This window comes from Lentzea sp. NPDC042327, from assembly GCF_040647275.1.
Lineage (GTDB): Bacteria > Actinomycetota > Actinomycetes > Mycobacteriales > Pseudonocardiaceae > Lentzea.
Map to the genome: position 1 here is coordinate 53,077 of NZ_JBEZBX010000001.1, position 16,517 is coordinate 69,593.

At 64.8% G+C, this 16,517-nt stretch carries 10 protein-coding genes and 1 pseudogene; 6 read left to right on the forward strand and 5 right to left on the reverse strand.

Going from position 1 to position 16,517, the window contains the following annotated elements:
- Positions 1-325: 325 nt before the first annotated feature.
- Entirely contained in the window at positions 326-721 is a 396-nt protein-coding gene (locus AB0A63_RS00255) for a hypothetical protein (RefSeq protein WP_360383431.1), read from the forward strand.
- Entirely contained in the window at positions 652-1,089 is a 438-nt protein-coding gene (locus AB0A63_RS00260; RefSeq protein WP_360383433.1) for a tyrosine-type recombinase/integrase, read from the forward strand. The genes AB0A63_RS00255 and AB0A63_RS00260 overlap by 70 nt, the downstream gene beginning before the upstream one ends.
- A gap of 387 nt (positions 1,090-1,476) precedes the next feature.
- Here AB0A63_RS00260 and AB0A63_RS00265 read toward each other — a convergent pair whose 3' ends face one another.
- Together AB0A63_RS00265 and AB0A63_RS00270 are read right to left on the reverse strand one after the other, a co-directional pair.
- Positions 1,477-3,459: a hypothetical protein gene (locus tag AB0A63_RS00265; protein WP_360383435.1), complete on the reverse strand. Its 1,983-nt coding sequence runs from the start codon at positions 3,457-3,459 to the stop codon at positions 1,477-1,479.
- A gap of 109 nt (positions 3,460-3,568) precedes the next feature.
- Positions 3,569-5,101 (reverse strand): hypothetical protein, encoded by a 1,533-nt coding sequence (locus AB0A63_RS00270; RefSeq protein ID WP_360383438.1) that lies wholly within the window; start codon positions 5,099-5,101, stop codon positions 3,569-3,571.
- Positions 5,102-5,491: 390 nt separating this feature from the next.
- On the opposite strand from AB0A63_RS00270, the gene AB0A63_RS00275 reads away from it, so the two are divergent.
- The gene (locus AB0A63_RS00275) at positions 5,492-5,917 is read left to right on the forward strand and encodes a hypothetical protein (RefSeq protein WP_360383441.1); all 426 of its coding nucleotides are present in this window, start codon (positions 5,492-5,494) and stop codon (positions 5,915-5,917) included.
- Positions 5,918-5,948: 31 nt separating this feature from the next.
- On the opposite strand, the gene AB0A63_RS00280 is transcribed toward AB0A63_RS00275, so the two are convergent.
- The gene (locus AB0A63_RS00280) at positions 5,949-6,749 is read right to left on the reverse strand and encodes a hypothetical protein (RefSeq protein WP_360383444.1); all 801 of its coding nucleotides are present in this window, start codon (positions 6,747-6,749) and stop codon (positions 5,949-5,951) included.
- Between the two features lie 154 nt (positions 6,750-6,903).
- Here AB0A63_RS00280 and AB0A63_RS00285 point away from each other — a divergent pair, with 154 nt between their 5' ends.
- Positions 6,904-10,533 (forward strand): hypothetical protein, encoded by a 3,630-nt coding sequence (locus AB0A63_RS00285; RefSeq protein WP_360383446.1) that lies wholly within the window; start codon positions 6,904-6,906, stop codon positions 10,531-10,533.
- 108 nt (positions 10,534-10,641) lie between these two features.
- On the opposite strand, the gene AB0A63_RS00290 is transcribed toward AB0A63_RS00285, so the two are convergent.
- Together AB0A63_RS00290 and AB0A63_RS00295 are read right to left on the reverse strand one after the other, a co-directional pair.
- A complete protein-coding gene (locus tag AB0A63_RS00290; RefSeq protein ID WP_360383449.1) occupies positions 10,642-10,824 on the reverse strand; it encodes a hypothetical protein in 183 nt (60 codons plus the stop codon).
- Positions 10,782-10,976 (reverse strand): annotated as a pseudogene (locus tag AB0A63_RS00295) (hypothetical protein); the annotation flags it as partial. The pseudogene AB0A63_RS00295 and the gene AB0A63_RS00290, both read right to left, overlap by 43 nt.
- 45 nt (positions 10,977-11,021) lie before the next feature.
- Between AB0A63_RS00295 and AB0A63_RS00300 the strand changes: the two are divergent.
- Both AB0A63_RS00300 and AB0A63_RS00305 read left to right on the forward strand, forming a co-directional pair.
- Positions 11,022-13,247 carry a hypothetical protein gene (locus AB0A63_RS00300; RefSeq protein WP_360383452.1) on the forward strand — a complete coding sequence of 742 codons (2,226 nt, stop codon included), beginning with the start codon at positions 11,022-11,024 and terminating at the stop codon, positions 13,245-13,247.
- A 726-nt stretch (positions 13,248-13,973) separates the two neighbouring features.
- Positions 13,974-16,451, forward strand: coding sequence for a hypothetical protein (locus AB0A63_RS00305; protein ID WP_360383455.1), 2,478 nt, complete (start codon positions 13,974-13,976; stop codon positions 16,449-16,451).
- The last annotated feature ends 66 nt before the right edge of the window (positions 16,452-16,517 follow it).

The window sequence follows — 16,517 nt, forward strand, 5'->3', positions numbered from 1 at the left end:
GCGTTCGAGTACCGCAAATATCTCGGGTTCTGGTTCGACTTGGGCTCGCACTGCTCCCGCATCCGGCGGAGCTCGTCGATCATCGCTTGAAGCCGGTCCGCGTCCGTCATACCAGCCAGCCTGGCCGGTCAGCGGGGACGGGTACAACGCCGTCTCGTTCCATCGTCCGTGTTGGTGTCCGACGCGTCCGTGCTCAGCCTGAGTCCATGGAGCCTTCAGACCAGAGCGACACGAGGTTGCGACTGAAGGCACTGGCCTACCTCGGCCGCTACACAGGTATCTCACGGTCACACTCGGAATCGGATCTGCGGATCTTCTTCGCCTGGTGCCAGAGCGGGAACTCGCACCGCTGGCAGCGCGACGGTCCCAGATCGAGCTGTATGTGCGGTGGATGCAGGAAGTCCGGCGGTTCAAGCCCTCCACGATCTCGCGCAGAATGTCGGTCGTCATCGGCTTCTACCGCACCTGCGTCATCGACACCGTGTTCGAACACTCGCCAGCGGAGTACGTGCGGCGCCCGGTCGTGCCCAGCGAATCGCCGTTACTGGGCCTATCTCATCTCCAGTTCGAGGCGCTGCTGAGCGCCGCGCGGGAATCGGCCAACCGGTTCGACTTCGCGTTGGTGGCGATGCTGGCCTGCTGGGACTACGGGTGTTCGAAGCCTGCGCCGCAGACATCAGCGACGTCGGCGAGGAACACGGGTACCGAGTTCTGCGCGTAGGCAGCAAGGTCGTGCTGGTGCCGTTGCCGCCGGCGGTCGGGCGGGCAATCGACCGGGCCGTCGGCGAACGCTACAACGGCCCGGTCCTGCTCAACCGGCGAGGCGTGCGCATGGATCGGCACTGCACAACCCGACGACTGCGCGCGCTGTCCGAGGTATCGGTGGTACGGCTGCCGCGGATGCATCCACACATGCTGCGCCACACCTTCGTGACCACCATGCTTGACGCGGGCGTCGACATGCGCGACGTCCAGATCGCAGCCCGCCACGCCGACCCACGCACAACCATGCGCTACAACCGAGCCCGTAAGAACCTCGACCGACACCCGAACTACATCCTGGCGGCGTACGTGGCATCCGCAACCTGACACTTCAGGCACTGTCCTGCCGATGACCGCGCGCTGAAGATCGCTGAAGCTGTCCAGCTGCGACGAGTGGGTGGTTCGAGCTTTGTCGGGCGGCGGGTTCTCGTGGTGATGGTGGCGGCGTGGGCACCTACCTGAACGACGTTTCAGCGGAGCGGGTCGGGGCGTGGGCAGATTGGCGTACTGTTGGCCGTCGCGGTCGTGCTGTTCGCATTGGCCGTACGCGGCGGTTCGACGTCGCCGACAACCGAGTGCTGCGATGGCAGGCGGAGCATGCATATCGTACCCGGTCAAGCCGGTGTGTCCGCGACGGCAGGCGCCGTGGGCCGACACGCAACAATCACCGACCACAGTCTCAAGCCAGGCCGTCATCCACGCGAAGTATCCGGGCTAACAGGCCTGCTCAGACGGAGTCGCCTCGGCTCTATTAGCGAGCTCCTCACTCTCGCGCAGCCAGAGATCATCGTTCATCTTAATCACAAGCGCAACCAGTAGTTTGAGCGCGGTGATGTAGGTGCGGTAGTGCTCCTCTTCATCCGCGATGTCAAGAATTGCCCCATGCAGGTACCTGTTGCGCAGGTTCAGGCCATCGCTGAAGTCCTGATGATTGAGGCAGTAGTTGAAGTAGCCTGCTTCAGGCTTAGACAACAGCGACTCGGCCCGCACAAGCCAACCCTTTGTGACCATCTCATCGATTGCTTCGCGCACACCTCTGCGGTGATGGTAGTAACTTGCCGCTTCTAACTCGTAAAGATCGCGCAGCACCACGAACTGGTCGACACTTGCTAGCCGGATATGGCCTCCGGCATTCTCGGCCACGCCGTGCGCGATTAGGTAGTCGACTTGATCCTTCTGGTAGTCATGGAAGTCATCATAAAAAACATCGTGCTCAATGAGTAGTCGAGCACCGTTGTCAGCCCTGAGGCTCTCATTTATGTACCCCAAGCCGGACTGATCCGAGAAGAGTAGGTGCATGACGTTGTGGATGTTTGGACTCTCGCCTACATAGACATACTTGCCGACCAAGCAGCTCGGCACGTCTCGGTATTTGACCTGGGTCGACATCATAGCCAGCAGCTCAGGGTCAAACTCGCCGTTCTCCACGTAGAGCGAGAACTGCATTACGATACTTTCCATCTCGGCGAACAGATGCCGACTCTTCTCAAGGTATGTTGCAGTCCTACTTGAAGGCGCGAACCGTAGATTCGCCACACCAAAACTCTCTCTCAAGTAGTCCGCGAAGAACCACGCGATTACCGACTCAAGCTCGACATCGTTGCGCCTGAGAAGTCGCTCATACATGGAGACCTGCAGGAAGGAACTCTGCTCCTTAAGATAAAAGGCGACGCCCGCTGGATAAGCATCCTTTCCTGAGTTTCCGACCACGCGCTCAAGCGCTCCGACTTCCGCCTGATACGAGGGCAGCGTCAGCTGCATGTGAGGATCTACGAAACCAAACACATAGAGAAAGTTGTTGAGGATCGTAGGGTAATCGAGGTTCTCGTCGAGCCACTCGCGACTGTAGGAGTACTTCGTCACGAGCCCGTCCCTTGATGCCTCCACAGGCTCATCTTGCCCCTTGGCAACAGTGACTTCACAGCCGATCACCATTCCGCCACCGCTAGACTCAAAGAACTCCTTCGTCCATCGTTCATGCTTGCGCTTCGCTTTGAGCTTCATCTTCTCGTCGATTCCAGCAGCTGCGTTGACGCGCGCGACGGAAATCAGCTCGATAAAATTCGGATGCGCCTCCTCGCTATCTATGTACGCGTCAAGCAGTGCGCGCTTGTCTGAACTCTTCAAGCTCTGCGGCAAGTGCATCTGCGAGCGATCATCACCGCTGAGATATAGCCGAATCACATGCTCAGCGTTGGCCACGTTCGAAACAAGACGCGTACGTATTTCTTCATCGTAAACCCGCACAAGGCTTCCACACGAGAGCATCGTGCCCGTACTGACGTTCAGGCTGTCTAGGATTGCCAGCACAGTCGCGGCGGAGCAACGGCTGTAGACCTTGTGTCGCGACAGGAGTTCCAGCAAGTCCGCGTGATACTCACGACTGACCCCTGTGATCCGGCAACTTAGCGTTTCCTCGGTCAGAGAGCCAAAGAATTTGGACTCGGCTTCATGCAATCCGGGAATGAGCGCCTTAAATTCCGTGCGCTGCTCCTCGGAAGAGGATGCAGGAAAGTACCCGTTCTCCACGAAAAGTCGGGAATTATACAGTTCAAGAACGTCAGAAGCAGTGTACGTCGCGACTGATGCGTCGAACCGACTAAGAACCTCAGCTGCGCGTCCCGCCTCGAAATAGTTTCCGAGGTCCGCTGGACCAAAGAACTTCAGACGTCGATGTGGCGCAGGCTCGGTGGTCATTCTTCTTACTATACTAGATTCGCACCTCGGAGTCGGCTACCTCCAAGGTGGGTTACCCAGTTCAGCATCCGTCCGCCCCTGCGATGCATGAAGCCTTTGAGCTCCCATGTCATGGTTCGTCGATCATGCCTGTGGACTCCACCCTCAGCTTCGGCGTGTGAGCAGTCGCCTCGAACTCCTGCACCGTTACATATCCGATCGCTCTGCGTGAACGCACTCTCATCAGCGTAAGTCGCTTTGTGTCAAGGGTTGGCCAGTGATCAGGGCTTGTCGTCGTTCCCTGCATAGCGGCATGGGGTTGGTCCCGGCAGCGCGTAATCGGGTTGGGTGACGACGGGCGGGGCTGCCCGTGATGAGCGTCGAGATCACCCAGGGATGTCTCCATGCCGCGTGGGGCTTGCCCTGCCCTGCTGGTGGCGCGGTCGCGCGGTTCAGGCCGCGATGGCCGCGGCGGTCGGTGTCGTGCCCGTGGGTGGCGATGTTCGGATCCCAGCTCCGGCCTGTGGTGATGACGGCGTGCAGGTGCCGCAGGATCGTTGCGGCGATGGCCGCCTGAGTCTGCGTCGGTGTGAGTTTGTTGGTCTCGCGTCCGGTCAGGTGCCGGTAGCGAGCGGCGTAGACGGGTTGGCGCGTTGGGCTCCCCAGACCGCCCGCCATGCCGCCAGACGTAGGCCGGGTCCGGCCGAATCGCGCCATCGATGTCGAGATCTGGCAAGTCGTCCGTTGCTCGGTCCAGGTCGTAGGCCTGCTGCGAATCCGAATCGAGAATCTTGCTCGCCGCGTCGCCTCCAACGTGCGATGTGAGCCTCATTGCCAACGACGAACGCGATCGTCCCAACTGCGCTGCGAGCGCACCAAGTGGCACTTGGTGCGATGTGACCAACCTGGTCAACATCTCGTCGAACCGCCGGGATGCCGTCAGGCGGTCGGCGTGGTTCGGGCCACGTCCAACCTGAATCTCCGCCTCACGGAGCAAATCGCGTAGCTCTCCGAGCTCATCTTCGAGCCCGTCGAACGGATCGCGAACCACTTTGTCCTGCTCCGACTTGGGCCTCATCGACGGTGGCAAGTCGCCCGTGATCCGCTGCAGCCGGAAGCGAATCGCGGCGGGAGTCATGTCCAACTGCTGGGCCATCGTGGACTCGGTCACACCGCGTTCACGAGCCTCAAGCAGGATGAGCGAAAAATCATCGGCCGCCCTGGCCACCGGAGAGTCCTTCGGCGTGCTGCCCCTGCGCAGTTGGGCAAGCGGTCGCAGGTCGACCAGCCGCGCCAACTCGTCTTCCGACAGCCATTGGCGCTCGGCCTTCGTCTTCTCGGGCTTTGGGACCTTGCGCGCTGCCTCTGTCTGGATCCCAGCAAGCGCGTCTTCCGGGACACGTGACGCGCGTTGCTGAACCATCTGACGACTGACGTCCAACACATTGGCGATCGCTTGGTACGTATACCTACGCTTCTGCAACTGCGCGCAAAGGAGGTCGAGTCCTTCACTCGCGGTTCGATCGCCAGGAGCATTGATGATCCGCAATTGCAACTCGATGAGGCGTTCGGTATCAGACGCAGGTATGATGTTTCGTTCAGTGGCTGTTGCGATATGTGGTGCAAGAGGTTCATTGTGCGGCGCATCCTCAACGATATCCACCAACGCAGACTGCGGCACCCGAGCCACCCATTTGGCCGTGGTGCTGGCCGAAACCGAAGCTGCGTCACCGACCGCACCCAAGGTGTATCCACGACGGGTGAGCTCAGCGCAAAGTAGATCGAGTTCAACACGTAAGGACGAGTCTTTCGGAGCAGTGGCCAGAGCGTCACGAGCCGCCACGACACGCGCCCTGTCCACAGCCTTCAACTGTCTCCGCCACGTGGCCCCCTTGCTGCTTGCGCGGGCAGGACCAGCCTCGGGACTCACTTAGACCCCTCCTAAGTATGCGTGGCCTACGCCACGAACACGCTGTCTCTGACACGGTCTTAAGCCATCAAGCTGCCCCGTGTCACACCTTGCATAGGCACGACGTGCGGTCGCCGTTCTCATGTGATCACGACGGTGCTATCGATTTATGCCTGGCAGCGTTACTTGCCGCTACGTACTTCCTCTCCATCTGGCCACATCGAAAGTCGGCCCATCGCACTGCTTTCTCGATCGATCTTCTCTGCTCGGAATGGCCGGGACGATTTCACGGGCCGGCGCTGGCATCAACAAACTGAGGAACACCCAATGGCGCAGTCCATCATCGCCAACCGGCAGCGGATCGCCTACTCGGAGGATGGCGTTCCTTCACCGAAGACGAGGAGATCAGAGCTGCCGCGTCCGCACTACTGCGCTGACCGCCCGGCCAATTACAGAACGATGAACTCGTCGCCGCTGGAGCCGTGGACGCGGATGATGTCGACGATCTGGCGCGATCACATCACCGAGGACGACTTGGCGTGCCTGATGCGGCACCCCGGCCGGCGTTGACCAGCTTCGCGGCCACGTTGCCTGTCCAGCCTCAGCTCACCTGGAACAACCGCCGTCCCAGTTCCTCCTTCAACAGGTCTTTGAGCGAAGCGGGGTCGGCGGTGTGGTGTGCGCCGATCCGGACGGTGTGGACCCCGCACCGGTCCCAGTGACGATCGCGGTCCGCGTCGTCGGCCTTGCGCGTGAGGCCGTAGTGGTGCGGGCCATCCACCTCGATGACGAGCGCGCGACCGTTGCCCAGCACCACGAGGTCAGGGGTTCGTACGCCGGCGTCCCGGAGCTTGACCCCGGGCAGCGGCATCACCGAGAAGGTCCGGTGCCGCGAGCTCTCCTTCTGCAGCTCCACGAGCAGGTCGTACACCGCTATCTCCTCCACGCTGGTGAACGTCATCCCGTCCCGCGTGGGGTAACCGCCTGCCGCCCGTTCCCGGCGGGCCTGGTTGGTGGGCCGCTCGGCGGGTGCCTGGAACGCCGCTCGTTCGCGCCAGTCAGGCGCTACCTCGGGCAGCGGTGGAAGCGCCGGTTCCACGACGCCGAAGACGTCCTCTCGGTTGTGCCGGTGCAGCACCGCCTGCAGCTTGGTCCAGATCCGGTCCGTCACCTCGCTGGTGAACTCGGGCACGAGTGCCTGAGGTACCTCGAGGACGGCCTCGTAGGTGTCACTCCTCCAGTTGTCGCCAGGAATCGGGTGGAAGAAGCCGCCGTCACGGCGCAGGTGCAGGCGCGACGCCTGCACGAGGCGTTGCGCGAACAGGTCGTCCGCGTCGCCGAGCAGTTCGTGCGCCTGGCCGAGCACGAGATCGAGATCTTCGTCGTCATCATGAAACGTCACCGCACCAGGTTCTCACCCAGCCCCGACAAACTGGTCAGGACACCAGACAATGCCACCACAGTCCTCTGTGGACCTACCGTCTCCTTATGAGGCCGCGGGAAGGAGACGGGAAACGGGTGGTGCCCGGCTGGAGGACCGGAGCACCCTGGACGCCATGCTGTTCATCAACTTCCGAAACGGTGACGGCGAGGACAAGGCTGCCTGGCTGGACTCGGCGCTCAGCACGATCTTCGGCGACGAGCGGGTATTCCGCTCCAGCAAGTCCATCGCCCTCGGACGCGACTACGAACCGATCATGTGGGGCGCGGTCGAGAACTGCTCCGCGATGATCGCCATGATCGGCGAGAGGTGGCTGTCCGACTTCAAGGAGCGGCTGTTCGAGCCGGACGACGTCGTCCGCGGAGAGATCGCGACGGTGCTGGCCGCGGGCAAGCCCGTGATCCCCGTTCTGGGGCATGGCGGCAAGAAGCTCGCGGCGGACGAGTTGCCCGAGGACCTCGCGGGACTGGCGAAGTGCCAGTACGTCCGGTTGACCTCGCGCGACCCGCACTTGATACCCGGACTGGTCGACCGGGTGATCGACGACGTGCCGGAGCTCGCGATCGGCGTCAGGGACGGGATCATCGACCTGGCGACGTGGGCCCGCGAACGTTCCGTGTTCGCCGGGCCTGAACTGCCGGCGGATCTGGTGTTGCTCGGACGGGAGGCCGTCGCGGAGCGGCTGCGGTCCTGGCTGGCAGGTCCACCGGGAAACCTGGTCGTCCACGGGCAGACCACGGACGAGGTGGCCGCGTTCTGCGCGGCCGTCCTGGACCGGCACGACCCACACCACCGCGCGATGCTGCTTACCTCTGAGAGGGGATGGGAGCACGCCGCGAGGATTCCGCCGTCGTTCCCTGCCGTGGTGATGAGCGACAGCGTTCCGGTCCGGCAGACGCAGAACACCCGACATGTGATCATCGCACGTAACGGACTCGAGGTCCGCCCCGAAAGTCTTGTCCTGCCTCGGATACCTCGAGACCAGGCACGTGACGCCTTCCTCGGCCGGGGCCTGCCCCTGCACGAGGCGCATGACTACGCGGGCCTCGTCCGGCGCAGTCTCCGTGCGGTGACCCGCAGGCTGCACCCGAACGAGCCGCGGCCGGCGTGGACGCAAGCACCCGCGTCGGCGATCGCGGCACCGTTGACGTTGGTCAGCCGGTGGTCCGCGTCCAACGCGTCCGACCACGCCGTGCTCGCCCGGATCACCGGTCAGGACTACGCCGATGTCGACCGCTTCGTGACGTCCTCCTCGACCTCCGGCGATCCGTTGGTGCACCGCAGCGGCTCACGTTGGCAGCTCGCCGACCCGCACGACGCGTGGACTCAGCTGAGGACGCAGGTGAGCGCCACCGACGTCCAGCGGTTCAGCGCGGCGGCCCTCGACGTCCTGAGCGAGGTCGATCCGGTGCTCTCGCTCGCCGGGCCGCAGGTCATGTCGGCGGCCGTCAGAGGCATCGCCCGCACCTTCTCCGACGAGCTGCGCGAGGGAATCGCTCACGGCCTGGCACGCCTCGGCGACTCCGGGACGACGACCGTGGCGGGTGACGAGGCGAAGACCCACGCGGCAAGGGTTGTCGTTCAGCTGTTGAAGAAAGCGAACGACGACCGCACCGGCCTGCTGTGGCGGTCGCTCAGCGACGTGCTCCCGTTGCTCGCCGAATCCTGTCCGCAGGTGTTCGCCGACGCTGTGGACCAGGCGATGCGCGACGACAGTCCGGTGCTGCGCACGATGTTCGACGATTCCGAGGAACGGTCGATGTTCCGGCCCCCGGCGCACACCGGGCTGCTGTGGGCGCTCGAGACACTGACATGGGCCCCGGAGCACAGCACCCGCGCGGTCCTGCTGATGGCCCATCTGGCGGAGGTCGATCCCGGCGGAAAGTGGGCCAACCGTCCGGCCCGGTCGCTGGTGGACGCGCTCATTTACCTTCCGGTGAGCCCCGTGCCGCTCGACCGCCGCCCGGCGCTCATCAAGCAGGTGCGGGTGCGTCACCCGGAGGTGGGATGGCAACTGCTGCTGGATCTGATCGAGCCACATCCCTTCCTGATGTATCCGGCACGGCCGAAGGTGCGCATCGACTGGACAGGCGTCGAACAGCACCCCTCGGAGACGGCCCAGGCCTACCTGGACGAGGTGCTCAACGCGGTGCTCGCCGATCTGGCTGCGGTTCCCCGGCGCTGGGTGGAGCTCCTGCCGCGCATCAGCTGGCTTCCGCAGAGCTGGCGTGATCCGCTGCTCTCCGCCCTCGACGTGGTCGACACGAGTGTCCTGGGCGCGCAGGTGACGCGCGAACTGTGGGAGGCGGGCGATGAGGTCGTGCGCCGTGAGCTGGCGGCGACAGACGGGTCTCGGCACCTCTCGCCCGAACACACCGACCGCCTGGGCGCCTTCCTGGATCGGATCGAGCCGGAGTCCGATCCGGCCAGGCACGCCTGGCTGTTCGGCTGGCATCCGCATCTCCCTGGCATCGCCCCGACAGACCTCGAGCACCACCGGACCAAACTCGAGGGGTTGCGGCGCGAGGTCGTCGCCGAGGAGCTGGAAAGGCACGGTGTTGCCGGAGTCGCGCGGCTGGCCGCTGCGAGCAAGCGGGGAGACCTCGTCGGCATGGTGCTCGCGCAGGTGGCGGGAGACTCGGTGCGGGACGAGGTGTTGGGCTGCCTGGGGACTCCGTTCGCGAAAGAATGGGTTTGGCGTCGGGCGGCTGAAGGCGGCCAGGAGTGGGTGGCCGATGCAGTGGCAACCCTGTCGGAGGAAACGGGCGCGCGGACCGCTTTCCTGATCGCACTGCCGGTCGATCTGGCAGCCGAGCTGGTCTCGGCGGAGAGCCGGGAGGTGAGCGACGGCTTCTGGTTGCTGACTCCGGCGTTCCCCTTCCCCTCGGAACGACCTGAGGAGTACCTGGCGGAGATCCTCCAGCGTGGTCGGCCGGAAGCCGTCGTCGACGCCCTATCCATGGCGTTGCACGGAGACGACAAGCCCTGGCGACCTTACGCTGAGTTGATCGAAGCCGCTTTCGACGCACTGTTGAACTCGCCAGGCCGGATCGGCACCCACACCGCGTGGGAGGTGGGAGAGCTCATCAGCCACCTCCACAGCTCGGGGCACGACCTGCGGGCGGTCGCGAGGTGGGAACTCGCCTTCTTCGACCTGTTCCACGACCGTGCACCGGCCGCGTTGCTCGAGGCCATCGCCGCCGATCCCGCCGCGTTCGTCGAGCTGCACCGGTTCCGCTACCTGCCGACCGGGAAGCTCAACCCCAAGGCTTTCCGCTTCTATCTGAAAGCCGAGCAGCTGCGGTGCGTGCCAGGCCAGACCGGCGACCAGGTGGACCGAGAGCGCCTGCTCAGCTGGGTTCAGCACGTCAGAGACGCGCTGCACGACTCTGAGCTGCTGCGCAAGGGTGACCGAGCCATCGGCACGCTGATCTCCGCCGGTCCGCCAGGACAGGACGGAGCCTGGCCGGCCGAGGCGGTCCGGGACATCCTGGAGCTGCCGGACGCCTACGAACTACGAGACGGGTTCGGCCTCGGTCTGGCCAACAACACCACGTTCTCGACCAGGGACCCGTACGAGGGAGGACCGCGAGAACGGGCGACCGCCCAGCAGTACTCGGACTGGGCGGACCAGATCCAGAACGACTGGCCGTTCACCGCTCAGGTCCTCCGCGACCACGCCGAGTCCCTTCGCACAGAAGGAAAGTACTGGGACAGGCAGGCCGAGGACGACCACGATGAGTAGTCCGGACGCTGGTTCCGCGGCCCGCCACTCACGGCACGCGCGGCCCCGAAGCCACAGCAGCTCTGCACTCATCTGCCGGGGGAATCGCTCCGGGACACGACACGATGATCACGTCGGCGATTCCCGGCAGGTCGGCCAGCGCCCGCCGAATTTCGCCGTGGTGTTCGGTGGAGCACGAGTCGTCGTAGATGAAGACACAACCTCGCGGTAGCGCTCGCTGTCCTTGAGGTAGCCGATCGCGTCGATCATCACCTCCTGTTCCACGTCCGTGAAGTGGTGCTTGGTGCGCACGTACTTGACCTCGACAAGCAACCCGAGGGCGGAAGCGCGAAGTCCGCGCGATAGGCGCTGTGCCCGAGCTTCGGCAGGTTCTCCTCGCCGACCACGTCGTCGAAGACGGCCCGGAGCATGACCCACAGGATGGCCGGCACTTCGCGTTCCGCGCCGGCCCGCCACCGCTACAGCGGTCACGTCTAGGCTCTTGATCCATGCCGCGCGAGAATGCACCTGACACGACAGACCTGGTGCGTCCACCCAAGCTGTACCTCAAGCTCGTGGAGCTGGCGTTCACGCAGCTCGCAAAGGCCCGTCCGACTGTGCTCACGCTAGACGGTTCATCTCCAGTCAGTCGGATTGACTTTAGCCCGTGGACGACGAAGCTGTTGCCTACCATCAATGAGCTGGCACCTGCGGCAGACGACCTCTTGCAAACAGGGCCTTCGCTGCTGCTCCCGCCGTGGGAGCGAATCGAGGGGCGTCTGTCGGCGTGGCGGGACGAGTACGAGAAGGTCCTGTCAAGCCTCGAACCCACGAAACCGGGCGCGGTGCTGGGTGCGCTGATACCGGCCAACGGGTTGCAGTCCACCTCGTCGGTCGCTTTCAGGCGCGCGTTGGACATGCACTGGCAGACGGTCCTGGTGATGTACACGAGAGACCTCGTCCCGGGCATCCATCGGAATGTAGGAATTGCGACGATCTTTCTTCGCGCGCGTGACGCTGATGCGCAGCCTCCCCTGCGGCTGTTCCGGTACTCGCCCGGTGATGAGGAATCAGCTGTTATTGATGACTTTGGCCGGCTTCTCAAGCGCAGTGGCGGCCGCGGAGAGTTCGGGTACGTGCTTCGGGACGTCCCGCCGGTTGAAGCTGGTCTTGGCTTCGCTCGTCACGATCCCGCGATCAAGGCTCGCGAGGCCGCGCTCACGGACTTCGCTGGTGCAGCGAGCTTCGGCGATGTCTTTGAGCACGTTTTCCAGGGCAGGGTCGATCGCCGTCTGTTCTGCTCGCGAGACGAACCAGATGTCGTACGAGTGATATCTGGTCGAGACCTGAAGCGCGACGGCACTATCGCGCCTCCGGACGAGTGGACGAGGTGGGCACGACTGCCTACCGTCGAAGAGCTGTGCCCTGGTGATGTCTTGCTCCAGGCAATCTCGGGACGTGACAAACGCAGCCTGGCCGTTGTACAGGTGACCGAAGCAGATTTGCCGATCACTGCAAGCCAGACGGTCGTGGTACTGCGGCCGGGCCAGGACGTCCCGGCGACGCAGCTCAGCCTCGTCATCCAGTATCTGCGCTCACCCCTAGCGCGCGAGATCGTCGCTCGCTTCGCCTCCTCGCTCGGGGGCGACATTCGTATTCACGCTTCGGCACTACGTGAGCTGCCGCTGCCGCACCTTGACGAAGCGCTGAGCGCGGCCTTGGAGGACATTGCACGTGCGGTCAACAGCTTCGAGGCCTGGCATGCGGAAGCCGAGGCGGCGCTGCATTCGGCGTTTCCAGCAGACGAGGACTTCAAAGCAGGACGGATGCGGCTCGTCGACCTCGGTAGACGGTCACGGCTGCGAGTGGAAGCGGCCGCCAATCTTGACGATCACGGCTACATCGTGCGAACCCGCTTCCCCTATCCGATCGCGTACCGGTGGCGAACGGTAGAGGCTGCGAAGAGTGCGGGTGTCTCCGGCGATGCCTACGAAACCGTGCTCAAGACGGCGGAAGTACTGCTGTGCTATGCGGCTCATCTGGCACTGGTCTTCGCCAAGGATGCAGGCATCGAACTTGGCTACTCGTCACAGGTACGGGCAGCGTTTGGGCGCGGTAAGGGATTGGGCTTTGGAGACTGGGCCGCAATTCTGGAGGAAGTTCGCGATGGCAAGGCCTTCCGCACCTTGCCGGACGCGCACCCGCTGCGTGATCTCCAGTCAATGCTCAGCAACCAGGCGGCTCGCGATGCGCGACGTCGACTCAACGACCGCCGCAACGACGAGTCTCACCTGCGAAACGTCGACGTAATCGACCTTCCTGTGGCGTTCGAGTCCGCGTTCGTCGACCTAATGACGCTGCTAGAGGTATCTGATTTCCTGTCTGACCTGACGTTAATCCACGTCACCGAGGTTCGATGGGACAACATCCACCGACGCACCGAGGTCGCCTATCGCGAGCTGATGGGTGATCACCCGGTCGCGCCGACCCGGACGCTGAGCTACACCGATCCCGGGATCGAGGTCGGCAGCCTCTACCTCATCGACGGGAACCACCGGCTGCACCTCCTGCGGCCGTACCTGATCGGCCGGATCTGCATGCGATGCCGCAACTGGTCCACCTTCCACTGCGACGGCATCAAAGGCGATCACGTAACGTTGAAGAGTCTCGAACACGGCCACACCACGGACGACCACACGCTTGCCGAGACGCTACGCCGCGTCGGGTTGGTCTGATTCCTCCTCGCGCTCGTCAGCCGATGACATTTAAGACAGACGTTGTGCGTGCCGAAAACTACATCCATGCAGGTAAGCCGCATGGCGATGCTCGTGGATGACTCCGCCGAGAAGGTCCTGTGGGTCCATGGTGCAGCGTTCGATCTGATCGGGTTTGACGGGCTGAAGCCGGATCCGCAGGGGTGGGCGCCAGCGAGTGATCGGTAGGTTCGGTGCTCGTTGTGCCTGTGCGTGCCGAAAACTACGTCCGCACAGTTCAAGCGGCGTGCCGGTACTCGTGGAGCACTCCGCCGAGAAGGTCCTGTCGATCTACGGTCCCGCAGAACAAGAAGCTCCGCATCCTTAGCCGCCTCACCTCGAAGCAGAACCGCCGGAACAGACTCCAACTTGCAGACCTCCCGGTACAACAGCGAACAGACCACCCAGACATGCTTTCATCTGGGAAAATCGGACCGCTCAGAGCGACGATGACTTTCCGGGCGACACAGGGTGTAATGGGTCATTTTTTCTGACTTGCGGATGGTAATGAAGGAACCGTGTCATTGCTTTCTTTAATGCCGCCGTTTGGTCCGCATCATCCGACGAAGCAGTGGCCGTCGAGTTCAATTTCGGTGAGGGGTTGCCGCCGGTGAGGGGTTGCCGCCGGTGAGGCGTAGCGATTTCCGGTCGCCAGCCGATGAAGTGCCTGAGGTCACTCCCACGGTGGCGGCAAGACGGAGGTGCGGGATGACCAAACAGGGCCTGAGCGGGCTATCGCATGTCGTGCGGCGGGGCAAGCTGCGACACAAGATGGACGCCGGTGTGCGGCGGTTCGCCACCACAGGCTTCGACGACGAGCTGCTCGCAGCGGTCGACGGGGCCGCCGCAGCAGGTGTTCCTCTGGCTCTGGTCGTGCCGCTGCCAGCCGCAGACATCCCGGTCGTGCTGGGCGCCGCAGCACTCGCCGCCGAGGTCGTCCGTGCCCGGCGCCTGGACGTGGCAGCCACCGTGGTGTCCAAGCGGCTGTCCCAGCGAGCCGGCTACGACCGGCTCTACATCGACGGTCAGCGGCTGGCCGAGTTGATCCCCCGTGCACGGCTGACGGCCAACGGTTCCCTCGAGGTTTTCGGCAAGGCCCAGCACGACACCGGCGGGCGAATGGTGCTCACATCCGAGCTGGCACGCGCCGCAAACAGCACCGGGGGGCTGGTCATCGACGGCACCGGCGGCGACCCCGGCGACCTGCGTCCGGTGCTCGGCGGGCACCGGACGCTCGTGTACGTCACTGACAATCCCTTCGACCTCGCCCTGGACACCGTGCGGGCGGCCGGTGGCGTCGTGTGGGCGTTCGACCCGGCCGCGCTGTCGAGGCTGTCGACTGTCTCGGACCCGCACGCGCGCGACGGCGGACAGGCCCTCGCAGCACCGGGTGCGCTGCTAGCCGCAGCTGGCAGCGCCCACCGGGTCGTGTGGACCCCAGATGGCGACAGCTCGCTGGACGACGCCCTCGCGGCGACCTGGGGAGCGCTGGGTCGGCTGGCTGCAACCGAGACCCGCACCGCAGACTACGAGGCCGCACACGCGCTGCGCTGGGCGTGGGGCACGCTGGCGACCTACAGCCAGCTGGCCACAACTCCCGACTGCTACGACCGGCACCTGACGCGCGGCCCGTACGCCACCGCACTCGCCGACGCCCCTGTGCATGCCCGCGCCGTCGCCGGCAACCGGTCCGGTGCGGCCCGGGACGCGTGGGCATCGCTCGCGGAGAAGTTCGCCGCCCTGCACGGCGAGGCCGGCGCGGCAACGAAACTGCCTCTGCTCCAGAGCTGGCTCGACGGAATCTGCGACGACGGCCGGACCGGGCTGCTGGTCACTCGCAACCGGACGGCGGCCGCCGCAGTCACCTCCGCCCTCCAGGATTCCCCCAAAACGCGACACGGCTGGCTGGACCACGTGCGGGTCGTCAGCGCCCGCGACGTGCTGTACGGCCGAGTGCAGGAGCTGCCGGTAGATACTGTGCTGCTCACCGGCCCGCTCCCCCGCGCCTACGCCAGCCTCGCGGTCGCTCCCCCGGCCACCGAGTTGCTCACCACCGCCGCTGGCCAGTGGGAGTCCACCAGGGTCGCCTGCCAGACCACCGCCACTGTGCGGGCGCTGTGCGCACTGCGGGAGGAGACCGCCACCATCGCCAGCCCGCGGCTCGGCGTGGAGGCCTCGGCCGGGTTAGGGGGCGTGGGTGAGGGCGCCGCGGGTGAAGTCACCGTGTGGAAGAACGGCACGGTGCTGGCGCCGGGGGACCTGCCGGCCCAGGACGGGTCGCCGTGGGCGCCGCTCCAGCTGGACCTGCTCGCCGTGCTCACCGGTGGCTCCCGTGGCCGGGACGACGCACCAGATATCGCCCCGCCGGCCCGCAGCGACGGCAGCAGCGAGTCCAGCGCCGCGGTTCACGCCCTCACCGTCACCTTCACCGACAGCCGATACCTGCTCGTGGACCCAAATGACCTCATCTACCGGCGGCGTGGTGAGGGCAGCTCCCGTGCCGCGGCGAAGTCTCTCGTGGTCGGGGACGTCGTCGCCCTGGTCGACTCCGCCGCCCGCCGGGACCTCTTCGGCACCGTCGTGGATGCACTATCCGAGCTGCCCAAGTACCAGCTGCTCGCCACGCTCGTGGGCTTCTGGCACCAGCGGGTCGCGCTGGCCCGCCACCATGGCCTCACCATGCGCGGCATCCTGCGGTCGATGCAGGTCGGACCCGATCCCACTCGGATCACCACCGAGGCTGCGGTTGGGCACTGGTTCAGCGGCTACTCCGAGGGGCCCAACGACCCGGCCGATGTGCGCCGCTTCGCGGTCGCGGTCGGTGATCGGGAGCTCATCGCTCGCGCGGACCCCGTCGGTGCTGCGCTGCGCACCAGCCGGGTGGTCAACCGCCGGATCGGCAAATGGCTGAGCGCGCAGATCACCGGTGCCCGACTCTGCGGCGACGACGACGTGGTGGACGCCGAGCTCGGCGTGCACGTCGCGGACCTACTGGAGGCCGTCTCCCTGCACGAGGTCGCCGAGGTGTCCGGCCAACTGGTCGTCGTACCAGCCAGCGCCGTGGGCGTCCTCCACGCTCCTGGCGGGCCAGTCGGGACGCCCACCGCAGGCCCGGCCCTGGCCGTCACTGCGGCGCCTGCATTGGCCCCGGCCGTCACACCGCCCGACCGAGTAGGAGCCGGATAAGCCGCCCCCCTGGCGACGCTATGTGACGCACGACATGTTCCGTCGCGCAACTACACCAGATCACTG

What these genes read in the sequence shown, in the direction of transcription:
- AB0A63_RS00265 (WP_360383435.1), bottom strand. Translation starts at nt 3,459, where the DNA reads ATGACCACCGAGCCTGCGCCACATCGACGTCTGAAGTTCTTTGGTCCA.
- AB0A63_RS00300 (WP_360383452.1), top strand. Translation starts at nt 11,022, where the DNA reads ATGCCGCGCGAGAATGCACCTGACACGACAGACCTGGTGCGTCCACCC.
- AB0A63_RS00285 (WP_360383446.1), top strand. Translation starts at nt 6,904, where the DNA reads ATGCTGTTCATCAACTTCCGAAACGGTGACGGCGAGGACAAGGCTGCC.
- AB0A63_RS00305 (WP_360383455.1), top strand. Translation starts at nt 13,974, where the DNA reads ATGACCAAACAGGGCCTGAGCGGGCTATCGCATGTCGTGCGGCGGGGC.